Genomic DNA, 25,027 nt, shown 5'->3' with positions numbered 1-25,027 from the left:
TCAATGGACTTCAATTCCGGGGGCTTTAAACTATTTTACTTTTTCAGCAGATTACAATGTGCCACTTTTAAATGGTGGAATTGGGCTGATGATTACCAGTTCGAACGAGGGTTCAGCCTATTTAAGGAAATTAAATATATCCGGAATCTATTCGTATAGTGTTGACTTTGATAATGCGGTGTTGTCCTTTGGACTTCAAGGTGGATTTACGCAGCGTAGAATTGATTTTAGCAAGATTGTATTTGGTGATCAGATTGATCCGCTTACCGGAATTATTCCAGGTGCTGTATCGGGTGCAAGCTATCCGGAATTAAATAATAAATATTTCTTTGATGCAGGAGCAGGGATTAATTTGGTGGTAGGAAAGTTGATGACAGGTGTTTCGGCGCAACATATTAACAGGCCGAATGAATCTTTCACTGGTACCAAATCTACTTTGCCGCTGCGGGTTAACGGACATGCAAGCTATCGGATTTCATTAGACCCGTATGATGAGGAGAACGGACCTGCATTGATACCATCTGTGTTGTATTATAATCAGGCAAAGGTAAGTTCTGTTAGTGCTGGCTTTCAGTATAAATATAAGTCTGCAAATGTGGGTTTATGGTATAGGAGTGATTCGGGTGGGCAGAGTGATGCAGTGGTGGTATCGCTCATCTTCGATGTATTCCTGCGGAAAGATATGTATGATAAAGTGCGTGTAGGGGTAAGTCATGATGCTACATTATCCAAGATTCAGTATGGGAATACTGCTGGTACTACAGAGGGTGCATTGAGTTATGAAACTACATTTCCATCAAGGGGGCAGACTGATAGGGGACCCCGCAGTAGTGGAAACAGGTGTTATGATTTTTATTAATAGGGGTATTAGTTGTTTTATGTGCCAGACCTTATATGTTATAACTTCTTAGTGAATCAAATTCGGAAGACTTGAACCTTTGCTGTTTTTATATCTGGAAACAATAATTATGCTTCTATTATAGGTAATTATAGGATTAATGAAAATATTTCAATTTAGTATTACTGTATATTAAAACATATGAGTGGCAGGTTTTGATGTTTTCTAATCAGATTTTGATTCAGTTGCCTGTGACTGTCCAGGTATCTTTTGGTGCTTATTCATTAATATAGCTGTATATAAAAATTATGAGTGGCAGGTTTTTGATGTTTTTCTATTCAGATTTTGATTCAGTTGCCTGTGACTGTCCAGGTACCTTTTGGTGCTTATTCATTAATATAGCTGTATATAAAAATTATGAGTGGCAGGTTTTTATGTTTTTCTAATCAGATTTTGATTCAGTTGCCTGTGACTGTACAGGTACTTTTTGGGGCTTATTCATCCAATTTGGACTATATAAATGCAATATGAAAAAACATTTGAGCTACTTATTCAATGTTACAACAAAATGATATACTAAATTGTGGCTTTATTGTATTTTTGTGCATGACAGATACAAGTCAACGTGTATTGAGCTTAATAGTTAATGATTCTTCATTAGATCCTGACCTGAGAAGGATCGCTGAAAAGGTGGAAGCAGGAGAACGGATTTCTTTTGCTGAGGGAGTTATCCTTTACGAGAAAGCCGAACTTGGGTACCTGGGAGTTTTATCAAACTTTGTTAGGGAAAAACTTCATGGACATAAAACATATTTCAACCGTAATTTCCATATAGAACCAACAAATCTATGTGTATATGATTGTAAGTTCTGTTCTTATTCCCGGCTAATTAAGCAGAAGGAAGAAGGGTGGGAGTTGAGCATGAATGAAATGCTTGATATGGTTAAAAAGTATGATAATGAGCCGGTTACTGAGGTTCATATTGTAGGAGGGGTATTACCACAGTATGATATGAAGTTCTATTCGGAATTATTCAGCAGTATCAAGGCGCATCGTCCTGAATTACATGTTAAAGCGTTAACTCCTGTAGAATATCATTATATCTTCAAAAAGGCGAAGGTGGATTATGCTACAGGGATGCGTTTAATGAAGGAAGCTGGATTGGAATCTATGCCTGGTGGTGGTGCTGAAATCTTTAATCCAGAAATTAGAGAAGTTATATGTAAGGATAAGTGTACTGCTGAACAGTGGCTCCAGATTCATGAAGAATGGCATAAATTGGGACAACGATCTAACGCCACTATTCTTTATGGTCATATAGAAAAGTATTGGCATCGGGTTGATCATATGGAACAACTTCGTCAGCTACAAGATAAAACTAAAGGATTTCAGGCTTTTATTCCCTTGAAATTCCGTAATCAAGGTAATCAAATGTCAAATATTGAGGAGGTTTCTGTAATTGAGGATCTTCGTAATTATGCGATATCACGGATCTACCTGGATAATTTTGATCATATAAAGGCTTATTGGGCAATGATCAGTCGCAATACTGCCCAGCTATCTTTAAACTTTGGTGTAGATGATATTGATGGTACACTTGATGATACCACTAAAATTTATTCTATGGCAGGTGCAGAAGAGCAAAATCCCGCTATGTCTACAAAGGAACTGGTACATCTGATTAAACAGGCAGGCCGGCATCCGATAGAAAGAGACACTTTATATCATGTAGTGACAGACTACAATGATTATGTATTTGAAGAGGTACCAAAGCCTCAATTTTATAAACTTCCAGTAATTAATGCAATGGAGGTTGAACGTAAAGAGAATGAATAAAATCATATATATTATTCGTCATGGACAAACAGAACTGAATTTTAGAGGTGTTGTTCAAGGTAAAGGTGTGGATGCAGATTTAAACAATCTGGGAAGATCACAGGCTGAAGCATTTTATCAGTATTATAAATCGGTTCCATTTGATCATGTGTATACGTCTACTTTAAAGAGAACCCATCAAACCGTTAGAAAATTTATTGAAGCTAATATTCCATGGACACAGTTATCTGGTCTGGATGAAATAGGCTGGGGTATTTATGAAGGTGTTGAAAGTTCGGAAACTGTTCGCTCTGCTTTTACAGAAATGCTGGGTAGCTGGACAGCGGGTAACTTAACTGCTAAGTTTGAAAATGGAGAAAGCCCTGAAGAAGTAAAAGTACGGCAACTTGAAGCATTCGAAGTTATCTTAAAAGAAGAAGATGCAGAGAATATTTTGATATGTATGCATGGACGCGCAATGCGTGTTTTACTATGTGTCTTATTGGATAAGCCTTTGTCAGACATGGAGGAATTTCCTCATACCAATACTACTTTATACAAACTTGAATATGATGGAACTCAGTTTTCTATCCTTGAATTTAATAACACAGACCATTTAGCTCATCGTGAAGAAGATTAAAGTTTCAGCTGTTTCCTATACGAATACCAAGCCTTTTGCATATGGAATTGAGCATTCAGATATACTAAATAAGATTGATTTAGTATATGACATTCCTTCAGATTGCGCATCAAAACTAATTAATAATCAGGTAGATATAGGACTTGTTCCTGTAGCTGCTTTGTTAAATATTCCCAATTATCAGATATTGGGTAACTATTGTATTGGTTCAGTTGGTGCAGTTAATTCTGTGTTTATTTTTAGTACTAAGCCAATTGAAGAGGTTAAAACAGTTCGATTAGATCCTCAGTCACGTACTTCAAATAATTTGGCTAAAGTGCTGATAAAGAATTATTGGAAGCAAACGCCGGATTATATTCTAAATGGTGAAGCGGATGCATTTGTAGAAATTGGTGATCGTACTTTTGGGAAAAAACAGAATTATTCTTTTGCCTATGATTTAGGAGAAGAATGGTTCAAGTTTACAGGATTGCCTTTTGCTTTTGCTGTTTGGGCTTCGAATAAGCCAATAGATCAATCTTTTATTACTGAATTTGATGCAGCACTTAAGTTAGGTTTAGATAGCCGGGATCAGGTATTATTAACTTTACCTCAACGCTGTGATTTTGATTTACATGATTATTTGTTTCATAAACTCGATTTTAATCTGACTGATTCTAAACGTACTTCTATAGATAAGTATCTTGAATTAGTACAAAAGTTGTAATGTGTTTACTTTTGCTATTCATAAGTATCGGATTGGAACAGGATTTTAAAATATGTTTTTATACACAATGTAATTAACTTTATAAGTTACTGGTTTTAAACATCGTTAATGGGAAACTTGTGATGCGAGAATTTCAAAACCAAATTTGTTTGACTGGTAACATATATTGTTTTATAATTAGTATTATGTTAAATAGAAATTTTAATCTCCTATTTTATTTGCTTTAACCTGTTTTAAAAACTATTTTAATGATAGTGCGTTTTATAATTCTATTTATAAAACAAACATCATGAGTTATTCAGAAAATTATAATAAACAGCTACATCGCTTGTATAAGATCCTGCAAGCAAGTCATAAAGGCTATCTAGAAGCTAAAAATCATACTGAATCTTCGGAACTCAAAGATTTGTTTGAAAAATATGCTATCGACCGAGAGCTTTTAACGCAACAAATGAGAGATAAAATTGCTCATTACGGTGGTAATGCAGATTTAGACCATGATGATGCTGTAGGATTGCTTCACCGTGGATGGTTAAGTTTAAAAACTTCATTAACAGCAAACACTGCTCAGAATATTCTTGAAAGCTGTAGGAATGCGGATCAGGTAGCACTTGATGCGTATGATGATGCATTACAGGGAGAGATTTTGAATGATTTTGAGTTGAAAACGTTTCTTATGGAACAAAGATTAAATATAAATGAAAATTATACCGAGTTGGACAGAAGGTATTTTAGTCTTTTTAAAAAAAATCCATCCTTATAAAAGCTGATTATGAGATCTATATGGAAAGGCTCAATCGGATTTGGATTGGTTAACATCCCAATAAAGTTATTTTCTGCGGTTCAATCCAGTAATCTTGATTTAGATATGCTGGATTCAAAAGACCATTCAAAGATTCACTTTCAGCGTGTAAATGAAAAGACGAATAAGGAAGTTCCCTTTGACAAGATAGTTAAAGGCTACAAGTATAATGATGAATATATTATTATTGAAGATAAGGATTTTGAAGATGCAAGTCCTGAAAAGACAAAGATTATTGAGATTGAAAACTTTGTAGAGCTCAGTGAAGTCAATCCAATGTATTTTGAAACTTCTTATTATGCTCAGGCTGAGAAACAAGGACTTAAGGCCTATTCCCTACTATTAAAATCTTTACAGAAATCAAATAGGGCTGGCTTAGGCAGGTTTGTGCTTCGTAACAATGAGAATCTTTGTATTATTCATCCTGTAAACGAAGTTATCGTCATCACTAAGATCAGGTTTGCAGAAGAAATTAGAGATGTAGAGGATATTTTAAGTCCTGAATCAATTAATATAAGTAAAAAGGAACTTGATATGGGTCTTGCTCTCATTAACCAATACAGCGATAAATTTCAAATAGAGCAGTTTAAGGACGAATATCATAGTGAGCTCCTTAAAATAATTGAAGCTAAAGCTAAAGGGAAACGGCCAACGATCAAAAAATTAAAGCCTATTAAAGCTACGGGAGATGACCTTTATGACCAACTCATGCAAAGTTTAGATGGTTCTTCAAGAAAAAATGGCGCCTAGTATAAACCGTAAAACAGACTCATAAAAAAGCCCGGGATATTATCCCAGGCTTTTTTATGAGTCTGTTTATTATAGTGCTTTAATTTTGGCATCCATTTCGTCAACCTTAGCTTTATTATTTTTAATAGAATAATAAGTTTTTAAGTTTTTTAAAGCCAATTCTGACTTAGGATTTAATTCAACAGCTTTAGTTAAATAAGGTAATGCACGGTCAAATTCAGCTTGAGCTTTTTTCATCGTTGCCGTATATTCAGTTTGTTTACTTGTGGCAAGTTTATTAGCCTTGTTGAAAATAATAATACCATTATTCATAATTAAACCACCAATATTGATGTAAGCATCACTATAAGATGGATCAAGTTCTATTGCTTTTTTGTAAGCTTCTTCCGCTTTAACGTTGTCCTCCAAAGAGTTATAAGCAATACCTAAATAGAAAGGATACAATTTATTTGTTGGTTCCTTAGCTTGCTGAGCAGTAATTTTTTCAATCACTTCCTTTTGTTTTCCAGTCATTAAACTAAATTCAATTTCTCTGGTTGCTAAATCAGAACTCTTAGGGAACTTTGCAGCACCCTCTCCGGCAAGACGGATGGCAGATGCAGTATCCTTAACTGCTGCATATAATACAGACAAATTAGAATATACATTTTCCAAAGAAGAATAATTAGTAGGTAATAATTCAGTAAAACGCTTAATTGCATTTGGATAATCTTTTCCATTCATAGCAGAAATACCTGCCGCATAATTTAGTAAAGTATCTCCTGGCGCAAAATCTAACCCTTTTGTAAATTCTGTATAAGCGCCTTCAAAATTGCTTTTGTCTAAAAAACGCTTTCCTGCATTAAATTGATTGATGTAAAGCAGGTTATTTACTTTAGCAATGTTTTCCTTATTTTTTCCTTCTTTATCAAGTTCTTTGGCTTTTGCAAGTGCAGTTACAGCTTCTCCTGCTAAGGTTGCAGATTTAGCAGTGGTATCATTTGTAGCAAGGTCTGCATAAATTAATGCCTTATAAGTCCAGGCTGTAGGATCACTAGCGGTTTTTTCATGAAGTACTGCTTTATCTACAGCTTCTTTTGCAGTAATGATTTTTGGACCCGCTAATGCAGGACTTGCAGATTTTAATGCAGAGTAGCTATCATAGTCAGTTTTTGCAGTATTCACTGCTGATTTTTGTGCAAATGCAGATACTGTGATACCCGATACAGCAATTGCCAATAAAAGAGATTTGGTTTTCATATATTTCAATTTGTAAGAATAAATTGTTTTAATTTCTCGTTCACTCTTTCAAGCTCTACCATATTCCCGGTATTATTGTATAGAACAGCAAGAGATCTTAGAACATTTACTGAATTAGGATTAATTTCTCCTGCCAGGTTTAGGTATTTGCTTGCCAGACTGAGAAAAGTTTCTTTTTTGTTGTTTGGTCTGATGTAAGAATTTAGATAGAAAAGCCCAAGTGCATAATTACCTTCATAGTTATTGGGTTCTAACATGACTACTTTTTTGTAATACTCCTCAGCTTTTTCTTTTTTACCAATGGTTTCATAAGAAAAACCGGCCAAATAATTCAAGTGTAAATTTTCTGGATCAAGCCTTAAAGCATCCCCAATTATATTTTCAACCATATTATAAGTGCCATTATCTACATAAATGTTGATCTCTTTAAAAAGCAGATCCTTATTTCCTAGAAATAAGCTTCTGCCCTCTTCAACAACCTCTAATGACCGATTGCTATCTTTGAAATCATAAAGATTAGATAGAGCTAGATAATAATCAGGTAATGAGCGCTTTCTATCTTTAATGAGTTGCTCATAGTAGTAAATCGCTTTATTGGTATAACCAAGCTTTTCACTTAAAATAGCCAGATTATGCTTGACAAAATAGTTCTGATTATCCGCAGAATCAACTGATAGATAAGCCCTGTAAGCAGCTGTATAGTTTTCATTTACTGAAGCCCTATTGGCAATCACTAACCATGCTTTTATTAATTGAGTTCTGACAAAGTCAAGCTCAGGTTTATGATCATCATTTAGCTTACGACTTCTTAATCTACTCAATGAGAATAAAGTTTCATCTATGGGATCCTTTACATATTTTAGTTTACGTGTAGAATCCGCAAAAGCCAAAGAGGAATAAACCAAACTTTTGATCAGGTTATTTTTATAGCTAAAGGAATCTTTTCTAGTTTTAAAGATTCCGTCCACTGAAGTCTTAGCCTTTTCAAGAAAAGAAAAGTCAGCTTTTGCTGTATACTGGGCAAAATTATTCATTGCTTCCTTAGTAAGGGTTTGCGCAGGAAGTGAACTTCCCGCACAACACAATACCATCATTATTATTATTTGCCTTTTCATTATTGACATTAATCTTCTAACGAATCATCTTCTGAATTCGTATCCTCATCATCTGTTGCTTCCTCGTCTTTTACTTCTTCATCCGTTTCTTCATCAAGAGCATCCGCTTCCAGGTCCTCATCAGAACCAGGTTCCATTGGTTCATTCAGCACTTCAGCCTTTTCAGCCTCTTCTTCATGTTCCACTTTTGCAATTGATGCAATGGCATCATCTCCCTTTAAAGAGATTAGTCGCACACCTTGAGTAGCGCGACCCATAACACGAAGTGCACTTATAGCTATTCTGATTACAATACCCGATTTGTTAATAATCATCAAATCATCGGTATCAGTTACGTCTTTAATAGCAATCAGATCTCCTGTTTTATCCGTTACGTTAAGCGTTTTAACACCCTTTCCGCCACGGTTTGTCACACGGTAATCTTCCAGATTTGTACGTTTTCCATATCCTTTTTCAGATACGACTAATACAGTAGCTTCCGGATTATTAATGCTCAACATACCGATTACTTCATCTTTATCATGAGCAAGCGTTACACCGCGAACACCAGTTGCAGTACGACCCATCGGACGGACAGTAGATTCATTGAAACGAATTGCTCTTCCAGAACGGAGCGCCATCACAATTTCACTCTTACCATCTGTTAAGTTTGCTTCAAGAAGCTGATCACCTTCATTAATATTTATGGCGTTAATACCATTAGAACGCGGACGGGAATAAGCCATTAAGGAAGTCTTTTTAATCGTTCCCTTAGCGGTACACATAATTATAAAGTTGTTCTCCAGGTAATCCTGATCCTTCAGGTTTTTAACCTTGATATACGCTTTGATGTTTTCTTCCTTCGGAATATTAATAATATTTTGTATCGCCCTACCCTTACTTGTCCGGGAACCTTCAGGTATCTCATAAACCCTAAGCCAGAAACAACGTCCTGCTTCAGTAAAGAACAGCATGTAATTATGGTTTGACGCAATAATAATCTGTTCTATGAAATCCTGATCTCTCGAATTAGAGCCTATTGAACCTTTACCACCACGACCCTGCGTGCGGTAATCAGTCAAAGGAGTACGTTTAATATACCCTTCGTGCGAAATCGTGATCACTACTTCCTCATCGTCAATGAAATCTTCCATCGACATATCTTCCGCAGAATGAATGATTGATGTCTTACGTTCATCACCATATTTTTCCTTGATCTCTTGTAATTCGTCCTTGATGATCTGCATTCTCAGGTTTTCATCATTAAGAATAGATTTCAAATAGTCAATGGTCTTCATCAATTCATCAAATTCATCCTTAATCTTGCCTCTTTCCAGACCAGTCAAACGACGTAAGGTCATATCCAGAATAGCTCTTGCCTGAATGTCAGATAACCCAAAGGTTTCCATCAAACCAACTCGCGCTTCTTCAGGTGTATTAGAGGCACGTATTAAACGAATAACCTCTTCTATATGATCTAAAGCAATTAATAAGCCTTCTAAAATATGAGCACGCTTTTCTGCTTCTGATAGTTCAAAGCGAGTACGGCGAATTACTACCTCATGACGGTGATCAACGAAATATTTGATCAGGTCTTTCAGGTTCAGCATCATTGGACGTCCGTTAACAAGCGCAATGTTGTTAATACTGAACGGAGTTTGTAAGGCTGTATATTTGTAGAGGTTATTTAAAACTACTGATGAATTAGCATCCCTTTTAACTTCGTATACAATACGCATACCGTCACGGTCAGACTCATCCCTGATTTCCGATATACCTTCCAGTTTCTTCTCATTGACCAATTCAGCTGTACGCTCAATCATGTTGGCCTTATTAATCTGATAAGGAATCTCGTTTACAACGATACGTTCCCTATCGTGACCATAAGTTTCAATTAAAGCTTTTGCTCTAATCACCACACGGCCTCTACCTGTTTCGTAAGCATCCTTCACTCCTGAGTGACCATAAATGATCCCACCGGTAGGAAAATCTGGTGCTTTAATATGCTGCATCAGCTCAGAAATTTCAATATCCCTGTTATCTATAAAAGCAACAGTTGCATCAATAACTTCCCTGATATTATGAGGAGCCATATTTGTGGCCATACCTACAGCAATACCCGAAGCACCATTTATAAGCAGATTAGGTATTTTCGATGGCAGAACCGTAGGCTCTTGCAGCGAATCATCAAAATTGTTCTGATAATCAACGGTATCTTTATTAATATCAGCCAGCATTTCTTCAGCAATCTTCTTCAGTCTTGCTTCAGTATACCGCATTGCTGCAGGACTGTCTCCATCAATAGATCCAAAGTTACCCTGTCCATCTACAAGTGGGTAGCGCAGGCTCCAGTCCTGTGCCATACGCACCATGGTTCCGTATACGGAGGAATCACCATGTGGATGGTACTTTCCTAATACATCACCGACAATACGCGCTGATTTTTTATGAGGTTTTCCGCTGGTCACGCCAAGGTCCAGCATGCCATAAAGAACACGACGATGCACTGGCTTTAAACCATCTCTTACATCCGGAAGCGCACGAGAGACAATAACAGACATTGAATAATCAATGTAAGCAGCTCTCATTTCTTCTTCGATGTTTATGGGAATAATGCGATCGTGTGTTGGTTCTAAGTTTTCGTTTTCTGTATCTTCAGCCATCGTTTGATAGTCGGTTTATTAAATGTAATATTGTCGTTAAACACGACTTGCGAAGATAAGAAATTATTAGAGAATAACCGTCTGATGGAGACGATTGGCTCTATTTTAAGCATGAATTGAAGCAAAATGATGAAATTATATCCCCCTTATTTGAAAATTAAATAATCCAGTTAATGTCTTTTTTTAGTAAACTCAAAGTCCGCGCTTCATCTGAACCCGCTTCCGGTTGTACATTATAAATCCAGTTCGCCTGAGGTGGAAGACTCATTAGTATTGATTCAATCCTTCCGTTAGTCTCCAAACCAAATTTAGTTCCCCCATCATAAACCAGGTTAAATTCTGCATATCTTCCTCTTCGTATATACTGCCAGTTTTTTTGACTTTCAGTATAGAGCTCATCCCGGTGCCTATTCACTATTTCTGTGTAAACAGGTACAAATGAACGGCCTATTGCTTTCGAGAACTCAAAAATAGATTCCCAACTTATACCTGCCTTATCCGGATTAAGCCGATCATAAAAGATCCCCCCAATCCCCCTGGTTTCATTCCTGTGTTTAATGAAAAAATAATTATCTGCCCATGTTTTAAATTCCGCATAAAAGGTTTCGTTAAACCGGTCACAAACCGCTTTAATACTTTCATGGAAGTACTGAGCATCCTCTTCGTACACATAATGCGGAGTCAGATCTATCCCCCCCCCAAACCACCTAAGCGATTCATTCATTTCAAAATACCTGATATTCATATGAATGATAGGCAATAAAGGGTGACTTGGATGAATAACGATCGATATGCCTGTCGCGAAAAAATCTACAGAATTTACCTTAAAAGCGGTTTTTATCGCCTCCGGTAATTTTCCATACACCGACGAGAAGTTCACTCCTCCTTTTTCAATGATCTTTCCATCCTGCATAATGCGGGTCCTACCTCCTCCTCCTCCATCTCGATCCCATATCTCTTCCTGAAATTTACCGGATGTATCAAGTAGCTCTAGTCCCTCACATATTTCATCCTGAATAAGTTGATACTGCGCAGAAATTTCTTCTTTAGTCATGTTTGTTAATCGGATTAACTAGTAGTTTTTAACAATAAAAATAGGTCATTTGCTGATAAAAGCAGCTAATCAATTTTAGCATGTTAAAAGTAATATTAAGTTTCGCTTTATAAATAGGTTATATGCACTAATTGTTTCACAATCAATAATTAGGCTTTCTAAACTGTATATTGAATAAATCTTTTTCTGCAGCAAAGCTTAAAGTAGATCTGGCTTGAACAAGATATAGCCGACTAAATCCCCTTTCTAAAATTATCAATAAAATATAAAAGGCTGCTTCATAGTTGAAACAGCCTTTTTAAATAAGTGATAATCAAATATTTATATCTCTATTTAATAGAAATAGGCACTTCAATATTTTCCCACTGCAGTACTACTCCTTTTTTATTGATCACATAAGCCAATCTTTCCTTTAAAGCGGATGCTTTTTTAGGAGTTACAGTAACACGTAATGCATCCTGACTTTCCTCGTATTTGTATGCACCCCATTGATCAGCAGTTTTGTTGAAAATAATAGTCCAGTTTCCTTCTGTCGGAATAGCAAAAAACGAATATCTACCTGCTGGAAGTGATTTTCCTTCTACTTTAATATCCTTATCTGTCGAAAAAGTAGTGGCTTTATTAGCACCCGCACGCCATACTTTACCATAAGCTTCAAGGCCACCCCATATTTTTCTTCCTTTAACAGATGGGCTGCCATATTTAATTTCAATCATTGCGTTTCCTACTTTACCACTTACACTGTCAGCCGGACTAGCTACAGGTTTTTCCTGAGCCTGAATCAATGTGCTCGAAAACAATAAAGCACAAACTACAAAAGAGAATGCTTTTAATACAAAAGGGTTTTTCATTATGATGCTTTTAAGTTTGATAATAATATGCAAGATAGGAGATTTTTTTCTTTAAGCAAACTTGCTTTATTTTTCATAAAGTTTTCAGATATTAGTTGAAATGCTTATATCAGAAAATACGCTAAAATGGGTTATGCGTTTTTATCCACCACTTTTATTTCAGCGCATATGGGTTAGGCACTTTGATACTGATTTCCTTGGTGTTGACGTTAAGATATTTAAAAGCTTATTTAATTTAAATTATAACAGATCAATATTCGGAGGAACAATTTATGCTGCGGCCGATCCTTTTTATGCCGTTTTATACTATCAGGCCATGAGGCGTAAAGGATATAAAGTTATCGTCTGGCAAAAGGCAGCAGAGATCTTTTATCTTAAACCGGGTATGTCTAACCTATATTTTAACATTACCATTACCAAAGAAGAAATTAATACGCTCAGTGAAACACTTGATGAAACAGGCAAGGCAGAACAATATTGTACATTGGAAATAAAGGATGTCCGGGGCGAAATTTGTGCACGTGTAATCAGTCTCGTTTATATTCGGAAACTGGATTAAAACAACAGACAATTAAAATTGCTATTATGAGCGGATTAAGACCATATGATATCAAACAAATGATCTTTGAGGGCGAAGGAATGCATGTTGATTTTAAAAAGACAATTACTTCATGTTCCAAAATAGCCCGTACACTGGTTGCCTTCGCTAATAACAAAGGAGGCCGACTCTTAATTGGTGTATACGACAATGGATCTATCAAAGGTGTCAGTGCCGAAGAAGAAGAAAAATACATGTTAAACCGAGCAGCAACCTTGTATTGTCGCCCTCAAATTGATCTTTTCTTTGAGGAAGTTTATATCGATAATAAGATTGTGCTAGTAGCCGAAATTAAGGAAAGTGATGTTAAACCTCACTATGCTTTAGGTGATGATCATAAATGGTGGGTATATGTCCGGGTCAAAGACAGAAGTCAACTAGCTAGTAAAATAGTTGTAGATGTTTTAAAGGCAGGTGCTAATGATGCTGGAGTATTGATTGAATACTCAGAAAAAGAAAGTCTGTTATTGAAATACCTCGATGTTAACCAAAGAATATCTGCTAAAGATTCAAGTAAATTACTCAACCTTCCCCGCCGCAGGACTCAACGCCTATTAGTGAATCTTATCTTATCGGGTATAATCAAACTTAATACCAACGAAAAAGAAGAATATTATACTGCTTGTTAATCTTATGCAGCTAACTGGTGATTTATTTTCATCAGTAGGTGATCAAGATCAAATGGCTTCTCAACAAAGTCATCCGGAGCTCCTGGATTATTTAAAAAAGTGGTTAAATCATGAGTAGCAGAAATCATAATCACTGGAATATGCTGAATGGATTTATTGTTCTTAATCTCCATACAAATATCTCTTCCGTCTAAAGTGTCCAACATCACATCCAAAAGTATCAAATCAGGATGTATTATCTCAATCATTTCAAATATATGATGGCCATCAGCAAGTTTTATCACTTCATACCCCTCCCAAGATAAAAGCTCTTCCAGAACATCCAGAATCGCTAAATTATCATCTACAGCTAAAATTTTCTTATTCATCATAACTTTCAATTACCAAGATGTATGCCATTACTATGAATCTTAAAATTAATCCGACTGATTGATGACAAAAAAATAAAAAATAAGTATAATAGTGTATAATAAATAGTTAACCTAATCCATCAAAATTGTACAATTCACTGTCCTTTAGTTAAGTCACATCATTGTAATAGTAGTAAATATTGTACTAAAAAAAGGTGTTTATACTGGTAGATTATGACTTTCGATAGCTTTAGCAAGTTCAGCCTCATTCGTTAAGTCTAGACGCAGGGGTGTAATAGAGATATAATCATTCTCCACAGCCCAACGATCTGTACCTTCTTCTGCAGGACCTAAAGGTGAAACGGTAAACCAATAATGTTTTCTTCCTAAAGGATCAGTACCCGGAATAATTGTTCCATCATACAAACGAACAGACTGTCGGGTATACCTCATCCCAAGAGGATTCTCCGGGAAATTAACATTATATAAAGCAAGTTTAGGGTTCTCCAACAAAATCTCCAACGTTTTTTCAATAAAAGGCTCCAGCTTTTTAAAGTCAGGTTCCGTTTTACCTACCGGGGTACTCAATGCAATTCCCTTAATTCCAAACAGCACGGCTTGTTTAGCCGCAGCCAGTGTTCCCGAATGCCACATCCCATTTCCGAGATTAGGACCCATGTTAATTCCTGAAAGCACCACATCGGTCTTCGACCATAAATGTCTACCCAATGCTACACAATCAGCAGGTGTTCCATTTACGCGGTAAGCCTCTACACCTTCAAAAGCAATCGGCGATCTTTTATAACTAAGCGGTCTGGAATGAGTAACGGCATGTCCCATAGAGGACTGTTCTACATCGGGTGCTACCACCCTTACTTCTCCAAATTTCAAGGCAATGCGAGCTAAAGCGGCAATGCCGGGACTATAAATCCCATCGTCATTCGTGATTAATATTCTCATGATGTAAAATTTATTTCTTACTTATGCCAACCAATAACTAGGAATGATGTTTGAATAAAGCGTGTTTTACACTAAATGTCAGGTATGAAAATAGCTAAACTGTTACATAATCCAGCTGCAGGTGATGAGAATCATACCCGGGAAGAACTTATCCAACAGATCAAATCAAGAGGATTTAATACCATTTATCATTCCTTAAAAGAAAAAGACTTTTTGCGGGTAATCGAAGATGAAGTGGATTTCATCATTGTAGCAGGTGGCGATGGCACCGTTCGAAAAGTTGTAAAGAAGCTTTTAGAACGTAGAGTGTTAGATAAAAACTTTCCAATAGCACTTCTGCCAATGGGTACAGCCAATAATATATCCAAAACCCTGGGCATAACAGCTTCTCATATTGATATTATCAAATCATGGATAAACCGGGAAGTTAAAAAGATCGACATTGGCAAGATCTATAACTTTGCTGCCGCAAATTTCTTTATTGAAGGACTTGGGTTTGGCGTCTTCCCTCGTTTAATTAAAGAAATGATCAATGTAGATGAAGTTTTAATAGATACACCCGAAAAAGAAATTAAATATGCGCTACATAAACTGAAGCAGATTACTTCCACATACGAGGCCAAATACTGCCATATTATAATTGATGGAGACTCATATTCAGGAAAATATCTACTCGTTGAAGTGCTAAACATGACATCAATTGGTCCCAATCTAGTGTTAGCTCCTGATGCGGATCCAGGAGATGGTTTTTTAGAAGTAGTGTTAATTGCAGAGAGTCAGAAAAATGACTTAGATAAATATATAAAACACAAACTTAATGGAATGGATAGTAAATTATCCTTTCCCCCGATCAAGGCAAAAAGTGTAGTTATGCGTTGGGGGGGACATATGCTCCATGTAGACGACCAGCTAATTATGCTGGAAGAAGATACGATCATTAAAATTGAACTACTTCCAGGAGTACTCCAATTTCTAGTTCCCAATAAATAAAAACATAAAAAAAAGCCGCTTTGCAGCGGCTTCTTTTATTATTGTGGGTTTGCAGAAGCTTCAGGCTTCTTCTCATCACGTGGAGGACGAGGAAGTAAAGCCTTTCTTGAAAGCTTAAATTTACCTTGTTTATCCACTTCAAGTAGTTTCACACGAACTTCATCACCAACCTGGAAGATACCGTCCATAGACTCGTAACGTTTCCAGTCAATTTCAGAAATATGAAGCAAGCCATCTTTACCAGGCATGATTTCAACAAATGCACCAAAAGGCATAATTGATTTCACTTTACCTTCGTAAATTTCGCCAACCTCAGGTCTTGCTACTATATTACGAACACGTTTAAGTGCCAGTTCGATAGTTTCCTTATCAGGACCAAAAATGCTGATCACACCTTGATTGTCTTTTTCTTCAATCGTAATGGTAGTACCAGTTTCACGTTGCATTTCCTGAATAATCTTTCCTCCGGGGCCAATGATCGCACCGATAAATTCCTTATCAATCTTCACAACTTCAATACGAGGAGCGTGAGGTTTGATTTCAGCATTAGGTTCAGCAAGCGTTTTCTTGATCTCGTTCAGGATATGAAGACGGCCTTCTTTAGATTGCGCTAAAGCTGCACGTAACACTTCCCATTTCAAACCATTAATTTTTAAGTCCATCTGACAAGCCACGATACCATTAGCAGTACCCGTAACCTTGAAATCCATATCACCTAAATGATCTTCATCACCCAGGATATCAGAAAGGATGGCATATTTACCAGTTTTCTCATCAGTGATTAAACCCATTGCAATCCCTGAAACAGGAGATTTAAGTTTCACACCAGCATCCATTAGTGCAAGCGTAGCCGCACAAACAGTAGCCATAGAAGAAGAACCGTTTGATTCCAGAATATCAGAAACCACACGGATGGTATAAGGATTTTCTTCATCAGGAGGCATCACCTTTTTCAATGAACGTTGAGCCAGGTTCCCGTGACCAATTTCACGACGACCAACACCACGGTTAGGTTTTACCTCACCGGTAGAAAATCCAGGGAAGTTATAATGAAGGATGAATTTCTGGTAGCCATTAAAGAAAGCACCATCAATGATCTGCTCATCCATTTTTGTACCCAAAGTAACTGAAGTCAACGATTGAGTTTCACCACGGGTGAAAACAGCAGATCCATGCGCAGCAGGAAGGTAACCAACTTCACTCCATATAGGGCGAACAGTAGTTACATTACGACCATCTAAACGAATTCCTTCGTCCAATACTAAATTACGTACAGCATCATACTGTACATCATGGAAGTATTTCTTAGAAAGAGACTTGGTAACATCATCCACTTCAGTACCTAAACTAACGATAAAGGCATCCTGGATTTCGGAGAAACTATCAGAACGCTCATGTTTAGAAACGCCAGATTTAGCAACCGCATAAACCTTATCATAAGTAGCAGCAAAAACTTGTGCTCTTAATTCAAGGTTACTGTTTTCGTGAGAGTATACTCTTTTTTCAGTTTTACCTACTGCAATGCTCAGTTCTTTTTGAACCAATACCTGAACTTTGATTGCCTGATGAGCAAATTCGATAGCCTCAATCATTTCCTCTTCAGAAATTTCATTAGACTCACCTTCTACCATCGTGATATCATTTTCATTACCAGCCACGATAAACTCAAGAGATGCTTTAGCAAGATCACTCAGGTAAGGGTTAATAACCAACTTACCATCAATCTTAGCCACGCGCACTTCAGAAATCGGACCGTTAAAAGGGATATCAGACACACAAAGAGCAGCTGAAGCAGCAAGACCAGCAAGACAATCCGGCATTATATTCTTATCACCAGAGATCAATGAAATCATCACCTGTGTATCAGCATGATAATCTTCAGGAAACATTGGGCGTAATGCACGATCAACAAGGCGGGAAATTAAAACTTCATAATCAGACAGACGGGCCTCACGACGTAAGAAACCACCTGGAATACGCCCGGTTGCAGCGTATTTTTCTTGATAATCAACAGATAAAGGAAGGAAATCAACTCCTTCTTTAGCCGTTTTTGAAGACACTACAGTAGCTAATAGCATGGTATTACCCATTTTTACTACTACAGAACCGTCGGCTTGTTTGGCAAGTTTGCCCGTTTCGATTTCGATTATGCGACCATCGCCTAAATCGAATGATTTTTTGATTAGATTGTAACTCATTTTGTAGCCATTACAATGTACCTTTCCTCTTTGAAGTACATCTTGATGTTTTTTACTTTAATTTAGTGCAAAAATAAAACAAAAAAAGCCATTCACGTTAGCGAATGGCTTTTTAATTTTTGGTGTAGATTATTTAATTATATCTCTTAATGCCAAGGCTTTAATGATAGCACGGTAGCGGTTGATGTCTTTCTTAAATAAGTAAGCCAATAGACCACGACGCTTGCCTACAAGTTTTTGAAGCGCTAACTGAGTCGAGAAATCTTTTCTGTTCTTCTTCAAATGCCCGGTTAAATGAGCAATACGAGTAGTAAATAATGCAACCTGACCTTCTGTTGAACCAGTGTCAGTTGCTGACTTTCCATGTGTGGCAAAAATCTCTGCCTTGTTTTCTTTACTTAAATACATTACCTGAATAATATTAAAGCGTTACACTTTTTGTTAATTGAGGTGCAAAGGTAGGTTTAAATCATTGTAAATGCAATAGTTAATTCGTTATTAAAATAGGCTATTTGCGGTTATAATTTGAAATCTAAAAATAATACCACACTTTTGCTTCAACCAGCTATGGAAACAAATCCCGCATTCAGTAAATTTCAAACCGAATTTAAAGTTCGTCCCGACGATATCGACATGTTCAATCATGTGCATAACAGTACCTATTTCGATTATGTGTTAGCGGCCCGTTACGAACAGATGCAGGAGTTTTACCATATGTCGATGGAAGAATTCCTGTCCCAGGGATATGGCTGGGTAGTAAAAACTGCTTATGTGGATTATAAACGGCCACTTGCCCTCGGCGACACTTTTATAGTAGAGACAGGAATAACCATACTTTCAGAACGGGGATGTAAAGTAGAATTTAAGATCACCAATAAAAAAACGACTAAAATCTGTTGTGACGGATGGTTTGATTATGTCCTGATCGATACTAAAACCGGGCGAAGTGCAAAAGTAACCGCTGAAATGATCAGCCGTTACTCAATTTAAATGCTATGAAATTAAGATGTACAATAGATTCATCCCATGTAGGAGTCAGAATGGATACTTGGCTTGTGCTTATTAGTTGCTCCCGGCTTTGATGGAGCTTCGTTGCTCCTCTCCAGTCGAACGAGCAAGCAAGCACCAACGAAGTACCCTCGAAGAAGCATCGAAGCTACAGTCCAGCCATGACACAGCTTTCTTTAATCTGACATTGAGCATTAGCTAGGTTAACCGAAGAACTGGTTTCAATTCAGTATTAGACCACCAACTTCTTTACACTTTCCAAAGACATTTCAATCAGTTCAGTATAAAAATCCTGAATAGTCCTTCCCGAAGCAATCACCTGTTGTGGAATCAAACTTGTTTCTGTTTGTCCGGGTACTGTGTTTACTTCAATAAAAAAGAATTTATCGGTGCCCTCTTCCAGAATATAATCAATGCGTACAATTCCGTTGCAGTTTAGCTTACTATAGGTTTCAGCCGCAACTACCCCTACCCTTTTAACCTCTTCCTCTGACATTCTTCCCGGAGTAATTTCTTCCGTCATGCCTTTGGTATATTTCGCTTCGAAATCAAAAAACTCTTTGGAGCTGATGATTTCAGTGCAAGGCAGCACTTGGATGCCTTCTTTTCCTTTATATACGCCAACTGTAAATTCGCGTCCAGCAATAAATTCCTCTACTAATACCTGTGAATCTTCTTTAAAAGCTCTTTCTAAAGCCTCAGGTAATTCACTTGCCAGTTTAACCTTGCTCATGCCGATACTACTTCCACCACTGTTAGGCTTAATGAAAAGAGGCAGGTTTAATTGTTTTAGCAGGTCTTCCGGACTAACCGGGGTATGAGAAAATAGTTGAACCGAACGGGCTGCATACAAATCCTTTACCCCATCAACAACAGCTTTAGTATAGCCTTTATTCATCGTAATTGCCGATGTGGCCGCATCACAAGTATTATAAGGGATGCCGAGCATATCAAAATAGCCTTGCAGTTTACCATCCTCACCTGGAGAGCCGTGCAGACCGATAAAAACAGCATCAAAACGAATCACTTTATCCTGAATCGTAAGAGAGAAATCGTTTTTGTCTACATTATGGAGCAGAGCGTTCTCATCCACGTAATACCAGCGTTCGCGGGTAATAATTATGGTGTACACCTCAAATTTTTCGCGGTCAATATTCCTTTCAATAACTTCAGCGCTTTTAAAAGAAATGGCTGATTCGCCGGTAAAACCACCGGTTACCAGGGCTATAGTATTCTTCATAGGGCAAATATATTTTAAAATCCGCTTTTTTACTTAAGTTTGGGCATCTTTGCCAAAGATTTTGATCCATGAGTAAATTTTTAGCATATCTTAAAACGAGTACATTTCGTAAAAACCTAATAATTGCGATCGTATCAGTAGCCGTATTTCTGCTGCTTATATTCTTTTGTTTACGGTTTTATACCCGTCACGGGGAAGGAGTTGCGGTGCCAAAACTCAAAGGTTTACCCGTTGAGCAAGCGATAGCACTGTTGGAATCGCAAGGTTTACGATACCAGGTAGACTCTGTATATCAGATCGATAAGGAACCAGGAATGGTGACAGAGCAGGATCCCGATCAGGGAACAAACGTCAAGTTTAACCGTACTATATACCTGACTATCATTACCAGGAACGCCCCAAATGTAGGCTTCCCTGATATTTTTGAAACCAGCTACCTGGAAGCGCGGGCAGTACTGAGTAACTATGGAATAAAAATAGCGGATACCAGTTATACCTCTGATATTATGCGTGACCGTGTACTATCGGTGATGTACCGTGGACAAAATATCATGAAGGGCGATGCAATTCCGAAGGGATCATCAATTTCGTTAGTGCTTGGCGATGGTAAAGGTGCCAGCGAAGTAGATTTACCAAATGTAGTGGGATTATCACTGCCGGAAGCTATATTTTCTCTCAAAGGATCGTCCCTCACTATGGGAAGTGTCTCTTACCAAGGATCGGTTACCGATACGATTAATGCTAAAGTATTCAAACAATATCCAGCCGTAAGTGATTCTTTGTATAAAGTAGCAATTGGTACACCGGTAGACCTGATCCTTTCCAATGACCTTCCTCCTGTACCATCGGTAGATATAAAGAAAGTTGCTCCTTAAGTTAATCATTTTATACAATGACTGAAGAAAAGAATAAGAGACTATCTCCCACAATTAAGTTTATAATTGCATTCGCACTAATCATCATTATTGCGCTGGGCATAACAGGACTAAATTATTACTTGCGCTATATGGGCAAGAGCGTAACCGATAATGAAAAGTACCTGTATATTAAAACGGGCTCTACGTTTGATGATGTGTATGCTACGATCCGTGAAAAAGATATGGTGCGGGATTCCATCGTGTTTCTTTGGGTAGCGCAGAATATGGATTATCCACTCGCAGTGAAACCTGGGAAATACAGGCTAACAGATGGAATGAGTAACCGGGTTTTAATCAATATGCTTAAATCGGGCAACCAGGAAGAAGTGAGCCTGAGTTTCAGGGGATATCGTTTACAACAAGATTTTGCTGCCTATATTGGAACACAATTGGAGGCCGATTCTGCATCCCTGCTGAGTTTACTTGATTCTACTGCCTTTGTGAGTAAATACGGCTTCGATAAAAATAATGTCTATGGAATGTTCATTCCTAATACCTATAAGATGTATTGGAATATTTCGGCAGATACTTTCTTTAAGCGGATGTATAGTGAGTATCAGAAATTCTGGACTCCCGAACGTTTGAACAAAGCGAAGGAAGTGGGGCTTACTCCTACTCAGGTGAGTACGCTTGCCGCGATTGTGGATGCCGAAGCGCTGCATGATCAGGAAATGCCTACTATTGCGGGGCTTTATTTAAACCGATACCGCCGGGGGATTAAACTGCAGGCAGATCCAACGGTGATCTATGCAAATAACGATTTTACCATCCGTAGGGTGTTAAATCGTCATCTTACCAAACAGTCGCCTTACAACACGTATATGTATGCCGGACTGCCACCGGGGCCTATCATGATGCCGAGCATCCATGCGATAGATGCGGTGTTGAATTACCAGAAGCACAATTTTATTTATATGTGTGCGAAGGAGGACTTTTCAGGCTACCATAACTTTTCAACTACGGTAGCTGAACATCAAGCTAATGCACGACGCTTTCAGCAGGCATTAGATGCACATAATATTAAAAAATAATGATCACAAGCGAAACGAAGATACGAGTTAGATATGGAGAAGTGGATCAAATGGGTTATATGTACTACGGAAACTATGCGGAATTTTATGAAGTTGCCCGCGTAGATATGTTGCGCACAGTAGGTATGACGTACCGCTATCTGGAAGAGTCCGGGATTATGATGCCGGTTTTAGACATGCAGTGTAAGTTTTTTAAGCCTGCGCATTATGATGAAGAGCTTACTATAAAAACGACTTTGGCTAAGATGCCGGGTGTGCGGATTCATTTTAAATATGAATTTTATAATGAAGCGGGCGAGTTTATCCATGTTGGTGAAACTACGCTTGTGTTTGTAGATATGAAGCGAATGAGGCCTTGTTTGCCTCCGGAGATTTTTCAGAATAGACTTAAGCCATTTTTTGATTAGTTAAGTATGCCAAGTGTTCAACATTATCTGCTAAAAATTAAACCATATAGCCGGTTTATTGAGTGGACCAAAATAGCTGTGTTTCCTTTTTTTAGTCCACTCCCGGTTTATACCATCGGAACCTTCTTCTTTCAGGAGATAGGTCGGGATTCGCTTATTACGAAGGCATCTGCATTGGCTTATAATTTTATGCTGGCTATTTTTCCGGGTATCATCTTTTTATTTACATTGATCCCATATATTCCTGTTCGGGGGTTCCAGCAGAAGCTTCTGGATTTAATTGCAATGCTACTCCCCTCCAATGCTTTTCTAGCTGTCCAGTCTACTCTGCTCGATATTATCAATAAGCAGAATGGAGGGTTACTGTCTTTTGGTTTCGTTGCTGCATTATTTTTCTCTACGAATGGGGTGACTAATTTAATGGTTGCTTTTAATAAGTCGTCTTTACAAACGGAAACACGAGGTTGGGTGAAACAACGTTTTGTTGCCATCAATTTAACTTTTGTTATTGTGCTTGGTTTAATTTTGGGCCTTTCGGTCATTACGATTGGGGAGTTTACGATTGGTAAAATACAAAAGGAACTTGCGTTTAAAGGAGGTGATTGGTTTTATGTGTATTTAATTGCTGTAGTGCGGTGGTTCATTTTAGCGGTGGTTTATTTTCTTACCATTAGTATGATTTACCGATACGGTCCAGCTCATCCTAAAAAGTGGAAATTGTTCAGTCCGGGTGCCTGGTTGGCTACTTTGCTAACGATCTTAACCTCATGGGGCTTTACATTTTATATCAATCATTTTAGCAACTATAATAAGCTTTATGGTTCTATAGGGACATTAATTATAATTATGATCTGGTTATTTCTTAACTCATTAATAATTTTGATTGGATTTGAGTTGAATGCGAGCATAGATCTTTCAAAACGCAGTATTAAGATTATCAGACCACAGTTTAATAACTTCAGGGAGGAGCCTTCCCAGCAAATTAACAAGAAAAACCTTCCTAAGTAAAAATTATTGTCTTGAGATACAGACTAGTAATTTATAATTGAATTTATTTCGCGTTTAAAATTTGGAGAAGAGGGTAAGATTTGTACTTTTGTCGCGGAGAGTTGGCAGAGTGGTCGATTGCGGCAGTCTTGAAAACTGTTGACTTGTTAAAGGGTCCGCGGGTTCGAATCCCCCACTCTCCGCAGATACTCGTATCAAAATTATAAAAAGCCTGCAAATCAAATGATTGCAGGCTTTTTTATTTTAGAAATAGATAGATATCCCGAACAGTTTTACTTTGGGGTACTACCATCATGGGCTGTAAAAAACGGATATGTTTACACTAGGATATTTTATCATTGTACCGTTACTCTTGATCTTGAAAATGTTACCTCGTCTATTATATGGAATCAAAACAATATTCTAGGAATAAATTCTTTGCAACCTGAGAATAACAGGATATTTAATGTCTATCCTAATCCAGTAAAAGACATGGTATCGATTGACCTTAAAACTACTGAGTCTGCTGAATATAAAGGTATAAACACAGTTGGACAAGTAGTCCTTTCTGGAACTATATATAATGGTGTTAATAAAATTAATCTCAGTCAATTTGCTTCAGGAATTTCCACAATTAGACTCTCTAGTAAATCAATAACTTAGATGAAGAAATTTATAAAAAAATAATTAACAAAGAAAAGAGTCTTCTAAACCTATGGACTCTTTTTTTTAATCTCAATTCTCATGTCACAAAATAAAATATTTAAAAGACTTTTATTGGTTGTAGCAATCACTTTAAGTTCAAAAGGATTTTCTCAAACTATTGGCCCTTGGAATCTCGATAAATTATATGCTGTTCCAAGTTGGGAAGAAACTACTTTGGCACCCATATCTGGGATGACAAGTATCTTATATAAATCTATTGATTATCTAGGAAATCCTGTAAAGGTTTTTGCTTATTATAGTGCACCAAGCGGCACCATGCCCGTTGGTGGTTGGCCAGCAGTAGTTTATGTACACGGCGGTGGTGGCACCGCTTCAAGTAGCTGGGTAAAGTCTTTGAATCAACATGGATATGCAGCAATTTCTATGGATTTAGAAGGGCATTACCCTATTAAAGATTCTAGTGGTAAATATTACTCCTCTCCTAATCCAGGGCCAAGTAGAAATGGAACTTGGAATGATTGGCAACTAGATATTAAAGAACAATGGTATTATCATGCTGTTTCTCAAATTATTCTTGCACATTCTCTTTTAAGC

26 protein-coding genes and 1 tRNA gene are annotated in these 25,027 nt (G+C 37.3%); 17 read left to right on the top strand and 10 right to left on the bottom strand.

The features are described from left to right. From ADIARSV_RS02085 to ku, 6 genes are all read left to right on the top strand, one after another. Positions 1-859, top strand: an 859-nt coding sequence (locus tag ADIARSV_RS02085) for a PorP/SprF family type IX secretion system membrane protein (RefSeq protein WP_040298789.1), incomplete at its 5' end; no start/stop codon positions are given. A gap of 585 nt (positions 860-1,444) precedes the next feature. After that, positions 1,445-2,674 (top strand): aminofutalosine synthase MqnE, encoded by a 1,230-nt coding sequence (mqnE, locus tag ADIARSV_RS02080; RefSeq protein WP_016193687.1) that lies wholly within the window; start codon positions 1,445-1,447, stop codon positions 2,672-2,674. Further along, entirely contained in the window at positions 2,667-3,293 is a 627-nt protein-coding gene (locus ADIARSV_RS02075) for a histidine phosphatase family protein (RefSeq protein WP_016193686.1), read from the top strand. Before mqnE ends, ADIARSV_RS02075 begins: the two co-directional genes overlap by 8 nt. Beyond that, positions 3,280-3,999, top strand: a complete 720-nt coding sequence (locus ADIARSV_RS02070) for a menaquinone biosynthetic enzyme MqnA/MqnD family protein (protein ID WP_016193685.1) — start codon at positions 3,280-3,282, stop codon at positions 3,997-3,999. The genes ADIARSV_RS02075 and ADIARSV_RS02070 overlap by 14 nt, the downstream gene beginning before the upstream one ends. A gap of 289 nt (positions 4,000-4,288) precedes the next feature. Then, positions 4,289-4,762 carry a PA2169 family four-helix-bundle protein gene (locus ADIARSV_RS02065; RefSeq protein ID WP_016193684.1) on the top strand — a complete coding sequence of 158 codons (474 nt, stop codon included), beginning with the start codon at positions 4,289-4,291 and terminating at the stop codon, positions 4,760-4,762. Positions 4,763-4,771: 9 nt separating this feature from the next. Beyond that, positions 4,772-5,551 (top strand): non-homologous end joining protein Ku, encoded by a 780-nt coding sequence (gene ku / locus ADIARSV_RS02060; protein ID WP_016193683.1) that lies wholly within the window; start codon positions 4,772-4,774, stop codon positions 5,549-5,551. A gap of 69 nt (positions 5,552-5,620) precedes the next feature. On the opposite strand, the gene ADIARSV_RS02055 is transcribed toward ku, so the two are convergent. The 5 genes from ADIARSV_RS02055 to ADIARSV_RS02035 all read right to left on the bottom strand — a co-directional run bounded on the left by ADIARSV_RS02055 (position 5,621) and on the right by ADIARSV_RS02035 (position 12,452). Continuing rightward, entirely contained in the window at positions 5,621-6,790 is a 1,170-nt protein-coding gene (locus ADIARSV_RS02055; RefSeq protein ID WP_016193682.1) for a tetratricopeptide repeat protein, read from the bottom strand. A 5-nt stretch (positions 6,791-6,795) separates the two neighbouring features. Beyond that, the gene (locus ADIARSV_RS02050; RefSeq protein ID WP_152439738.1) at positions 6,796-7,905 is read right to left on the bottom strand and encodes a tetratricopeptide repeat protein; all 1,110 of its coding nucleotides are present in this window, start codon (positions 7,903-7,905) and stop codon (positions 6,796-6,798) included. Positions 7,906-7,913: 8 nt separating this feature from the next. Beyond that, positions 7,914-10,547, bottom strand: coding sequence for a DNA gyrase subunit A (gene gyrA, locus ADIARSV_RS02045; RefSeq protein ID WP_016193680.1), 2,634 nt, complete (start codon positions 10,545-10,547; stop codon positions 7,914-7,916). A gap of 157 nt (positions 10,548-10,704) precedes the next feature. Beyond that, the gene (gene hemF, locus ADIARSV_RS02040) at positions 10,705-11,601 is read right to left on the bottom strand and encodes an oxygen-dependent coproporphyrinogen oxidase (RefSeq protein WP_016193679.1); all 897 of its coding nucleotides are present in this window, start codon (positions 11,599-11,601) and stop codon (positions 10,705-10,707) included. 329 nt (positions 11,602-11,930) lie between these two features. Continuing rightward, the gene (locus ADIARSV_RS02035; RefSeq protein ID WP_016193677.1) at positions 11,931-12,452 is read right to left on the bottom strand and encodes a DUF2911 domain-containing protein; all 522 of its coding nucleotides are present in this window, start codon (positions 12,450-12,452) and stop codon (positions 11,931-11,933) included. 100 nt (positions 12,453-12,552) lie between these two features. On the opposite strand from ADIARSV_RS02035, the gene ADIARSV_RS02030 reads away from it, so the two are divergent. Continuing rightward, positions 12,553-13,011 (top strand): DUF4442 domain-containing protein, encoded by a 459-nt coding sequence (locus tag ADIARSV_RS02030; RefSeq protein ID WP_040298785.1) that lies wholly within the window; start codon positions 12,553-12,555, stop codon positions 13,009-13,011. Positions 13,012-13,037: 26 nt separating this feature from the next. Further along, positions 13,038-13,679 carry an AlbA family DNA-binding domain-containing protein gene (locus ADIARSV_RS02025; protein WP_016193675.1) on the top strand — a complete coding sequence of 214 codons (642 nt, stop codon included), beginning with the start codon at positions 13,038-13,040 and terminating at the stop codon, positions 13,677-13,679. A gap of 2 nt (positions 13,680-13,681) precedes the next feature. Here ADIARSV_RS02025 and ADIARSV_RS02020 read toward each other — a convergent pair whose 3' ends face one another. Together ADIARSV_RS02020 and surE are read right to left on the bottom strand one after the other, a co-directional pair. Then, complete coding sequence (locus ADIARSV_RS02020) at positions 13,682-14,050, bottom strand: response regulator (protein WP_235048345.1); 369 nt, start codon at positions 14,048-14,050, stop codon at positions 13,682-13,684. A 198-nt stretch (positions 14,051-14,248) separates the two neighbouring features. Continuing rightward, entirely contained in the window at positions 14,249-14,989 is a 741-nt protein-coding gene (gene surE / locus ADIARSV_RS02015; RefSeq protein WP_016193673.1) for a 5'/3'-nucleotidase SurE, read from the bottom strand. A gap of 84 nt (positions 14,990-15,073) precedes the next feature. Here surE and ADIARSV_RS02010 point away from each other — a divergent pair, with 84 nt between their 5' ends. After that, positions 15,074-15,979, top strand: coding sequence for a diacylglycerol/lipid kinase family protein (locus ADIARSV_RS02010; RefSeq protein ID WP_160166632.1), 906 nt, complete (start codon positions 15,074-15,076; stop codon positions 15,977-15,979). 38 nt (positions 15,980-16,017) lie between these two features. On the opposite strand, the gene pnp is transcribed toward ADIARSV_RS02010, so the two are convergent. Next, on the bottom strand, positions 16,018-18,177 hold the full coding sequence (pnp, locus tag ADIARSV_RS02005; RefSeq protein ID WP_016193671.1) for a polyribonucleotide nucleotidyltransferase: 2,160 nt from the start codon (positions 18,175-18,177) through the stop codon (positions 16,018-16,020). Between the two features lie 129 nt (positions 18,178-18,306). Then, a complete protein-coding gene (gene rpsO / locus ADIARSV_RS02000) occupies positions 18,307-18,585 on the bottom strand; it encodes a 30S ribosomal protein S15 (RefSeq protein ID WP_016193670.1) in 279 nt (92 codons plus the stop codon). Positions 18,586-18,744: 159 nt separating this feature from the next. Between rpsO and ADIARSV_RS01995 the strand changes: the two genes are divergently transcribed. Beyond that, the gene (locus ADIARSV_RS01995) at positions 18,745-19,167 is read left to right on the top strand and encodes an acyl-CoA thioesterase (RefSeq protein ID WP_016193669.1); all 423 of its coding nucleotides are present in this window, start codon (positions 18,745-18,747) and stop codon (positions 19,165-19,167) included. A gap of 250 nt (positions 19,168-19,417) precedes the next feature. Here ADIARSV_RS01995 and ADIARSV_RS01990 read toward each other — a convergent pair whose 3' ends face one another. Beyond that, positions 19,418-20,425, bottom strand: a complete 1,008-nt coding sequence (locus ADIARSV_RS01990; protein ID WP_016193668.1) for a D-alanine--D-alanine ligase — start codon at positions 20,423-20,425, stop codon at positions 19,418-19,420. A gap of 68 nt (positions 20,426-20,493) precedes the next feature. Between ADIARSV_RS01990 and ADIARSV_RS01985 the strand changes: the two genes are divergently transcribed. From ADIARSV_RS01985 to ADIARSV_RS01955, 7 genes are all read left to right on the top strand, one after another. Next, entirely contained in the window at positions 20,494-21,300 is an 807-nt protein-coding gene (locus tag ADIARSV_RS01985) for a PASTA domain-containing protein (RefSeq protein ID WP_052016926.1), read from the top strand. 17 nt (positions 21,301-21,317) lie between these two features. Further along, complete coding sequence (mltG, locus tag ADIARSV_RS01980) at positions 21,318-22,373, top strand: endolytic transglycosylase MltG (RefSeq protein WP_016193666.1); 1,056 nt, start codon at positions 21,318-21,320, stop codon at positions 22,371-22,373. Beyond that, positions 22,373-22,780, top strand: a complete 408-nt coding sequence (locus tag ADIARSV_RS01975; protein WP_016193665.1) for an acyl-CoA thioesterase — start codon at positions 22,373-22,375, stop codon at positions 22,778-22,780. The genes mltG and ADIARSV_RS01975 overlap by 1 nt, the downstream gene beginning before the upstream one ends. Before the next feature lie 6 nt (positions 22,781-22,786). Then, on the top strand, positions 22,787-23,788 hold the full coding sequence (locus ADIARSV_RS01970; RefSeq protein WP_016193664.1) for a YihY/virulence factor BrkB family protein: 1,002 nt from the start codon (positions 22,787-22,789) through the stop codon (positions 23,786-23,788). Positions 23,789-23,883: 95 nt separating this feature from the next. Further along, positions 23,884-23,970, top strand: a tRNA-Ser gene (locus ADIARSV_RS01965). 40 nt (positions 23,971-24,010) lie between these two features. Beyond that, on the top strand, positions 24,011-24,430 hold the full coding sequence (locus ADIARSV_RS20900) for a T9SS type A sorting domain-containing protein (protein ID WP_083936506.1): 420 nt from the start codon (positions 24,011-24,013) through the stop codon (positions 24,428-24,430). A gap of 81 nt (positions 24,431-24,511) precedes the next feature. After that, positions 24,512-25,027, top strand: a 516-nt coding sequence (locus tag ADIARSV_RS01955) for an alpha/beta hydrolase family protein (RefSeq protein WP_040298783.1), incomplete at its 3' end; no start/stop codon positions are given.

Origin of the sequence: Arcticibacter svalbardensis MN12-7, assembly GCF_000403135.1 — a bacterium.
GTDB classification, from domain to species: Bacteria; Bacteroidota; Bacteroidia; order Sphingobacteriales; family Sphingobacteriaceae; genus Arcticibacter; species Arcticibacter svalbardensis.
Note: the sequence above shows the minus strand (reverse complement) of the source record. Positions and strands in the feature narration are given on the sequence as shown.

Bases quoted from the DNA above. Each gene is read 5' to 3' on its own strand.
- mqnE (WP_016193687.1), top strand. From the start codon at position 1,445: ATGACAGATACAAGTCAACGTGTATTGAGCTTAATAGTTAATGATTCT.
- ADIARSV_RS02075 (WP_016193686.1), top strand. From the start codon at position 2,667: ATGAATAAAATCATATATATTATTCGTCATGGACAAACAGAACTGAAT.
- ADIARSV_RS02065 (WP_016193684.1), top strand. From the start codon at position 4,289: ATGAGTTATTCAGAAAATTATAATAAACAGCTACATCGCTTGTATAAG.
- ku (WP_016193683.1), top strand. From the start codon at position 4,772: ATGAGATCTATATGGAAAGGCTCAATCGGATTTGGATTGGTTAACATC.
- ADIARSV_RS02055 (WP_016193682.1), bottom strand. From the start codon at position 6,790: ATGAAAACCAAATCTCTTTTATTGGCAATTGCTGTATCGGGTATCACA.
- ADIARSV_RS02050 (WP_152439738.1), bottom strand. From the start codon at position 7,905: ATGAAAAGGCAAATAATAATAATGATGGTATTGTGTTGTGCGGGAAGT.
- gyrA (WP_016193680.1), bottom strand. From the start codon at position 10,547: ATGGCTGAAGATACAGAAAACGAAAACTTAGAACCAACACACGATCGC.
- hemF (WP_016193679.1), bottom strand. From the start codon at position 11,601: ATGACTAAAGAAGAAATTTCTGCGCAGTATCAACTTATTCAGGATGAA.
- ADIARSV_RS02035 (WP_016193677.1), bottom strand. From the start codon at position 12,452: ATGAAAAACCCTTTTGTATTAAAAGCATTCTCTTTTGTAGTTTGTGCT.
- ADIARSV_RS02030 (WP_040298785.1), top strand. From the start codon at position 12,553: ATGCTTATATCAGAAAATACGCTAAAATGGGTTATGCGTTTTTATCCA.
- ADIARSV_RS02025 (WP_016193675.1), top strand. From the start codon at position 13,038: ATGAGCGGATTAAGACCATATGATATCAAACAAATGATCTTTGAGGGC.
- ADIARSV_RS02020 (WP_235048345.1), bottom strand. From the start codon at position 14,050: ATGATGAATAAGAAAATTTTAGCTGTAGATGATAATTTAGCGATTCTG.
- surE (WP_016193673.1), bottom strand. From the start codon at position 14,989: ATGAGAATATTAATCACGAATGACGATGGGATTTATAGTCCCGGCATT.
- ADIARSV_RS02010 (WP_160166632.1), top strand. From the start codon at position 15,074: ATGAAAATAGCTAAACTGTTACATAATCCAGCTGCAGGTGATGAGAAT.
- pnp (WP_016193671.1), bottom strand. From the start codon at position 18,177: ATGAGTTACAATCTAATCAAAAAATCATTCGATTTAGGCGATGGTCGC.
- rpsO (WP_016193670.1), bottom strand. From the start codon at position 18,585: ATGTATTTAAGTAAAGAAAACAAGGCAGAGATTTTTGCCACACATGGA.
- ADIARSV_RS01995 (WP_016193669.1), top strand. From the start codon at position 18,745: ATGGAAACAAATCCCGCATTCAGTAAATTTCAAACCGAATTTAAAGTT.
- ADIARSV_RS01990 (WP_016193668.1), bottom strand. From the start codon at position 20,425: ATGAAGAATACTATAGCCCTGGTAACCGGTGGTTTTACCGGCGAATCA.
- ADIARSV_RS01985 (WP_052016926.1), top strand. From the start codon at position 20,494: ATGAGTAAATTTTTAGCATATCTTAAAACGAGTACATTTCGTAAAAAC.
- mltG (WP_016193666.1), top strand. From the start codon at position 21,318: ATGACTGAAGAAAAGAATAAGAGACTATCTCCCACAATTAAGTTTATA.
- ADIARSV_RS01975 (WP_016193665.1), top strand. From the start codon at position 22,373: ATGATCACAAGCGAAACGAAGATACGAGTTAGATATGGAGAAGTGGAT.
- ADIARSV_RS01970 (WP_016193664.1), top strand. From the start codon at position 22,787: ATGCCAAGTGTTCAACATTATCTGCTAAAAATTAAACCATATAGCCGG.
- ADIARSV_RS20900 (WP_083936506.1), top strand. From the start codon at position 24,011: ATGATTGCAGGCTTTTTTATTTTAGAAATAGATAGATATCCCGAACAG.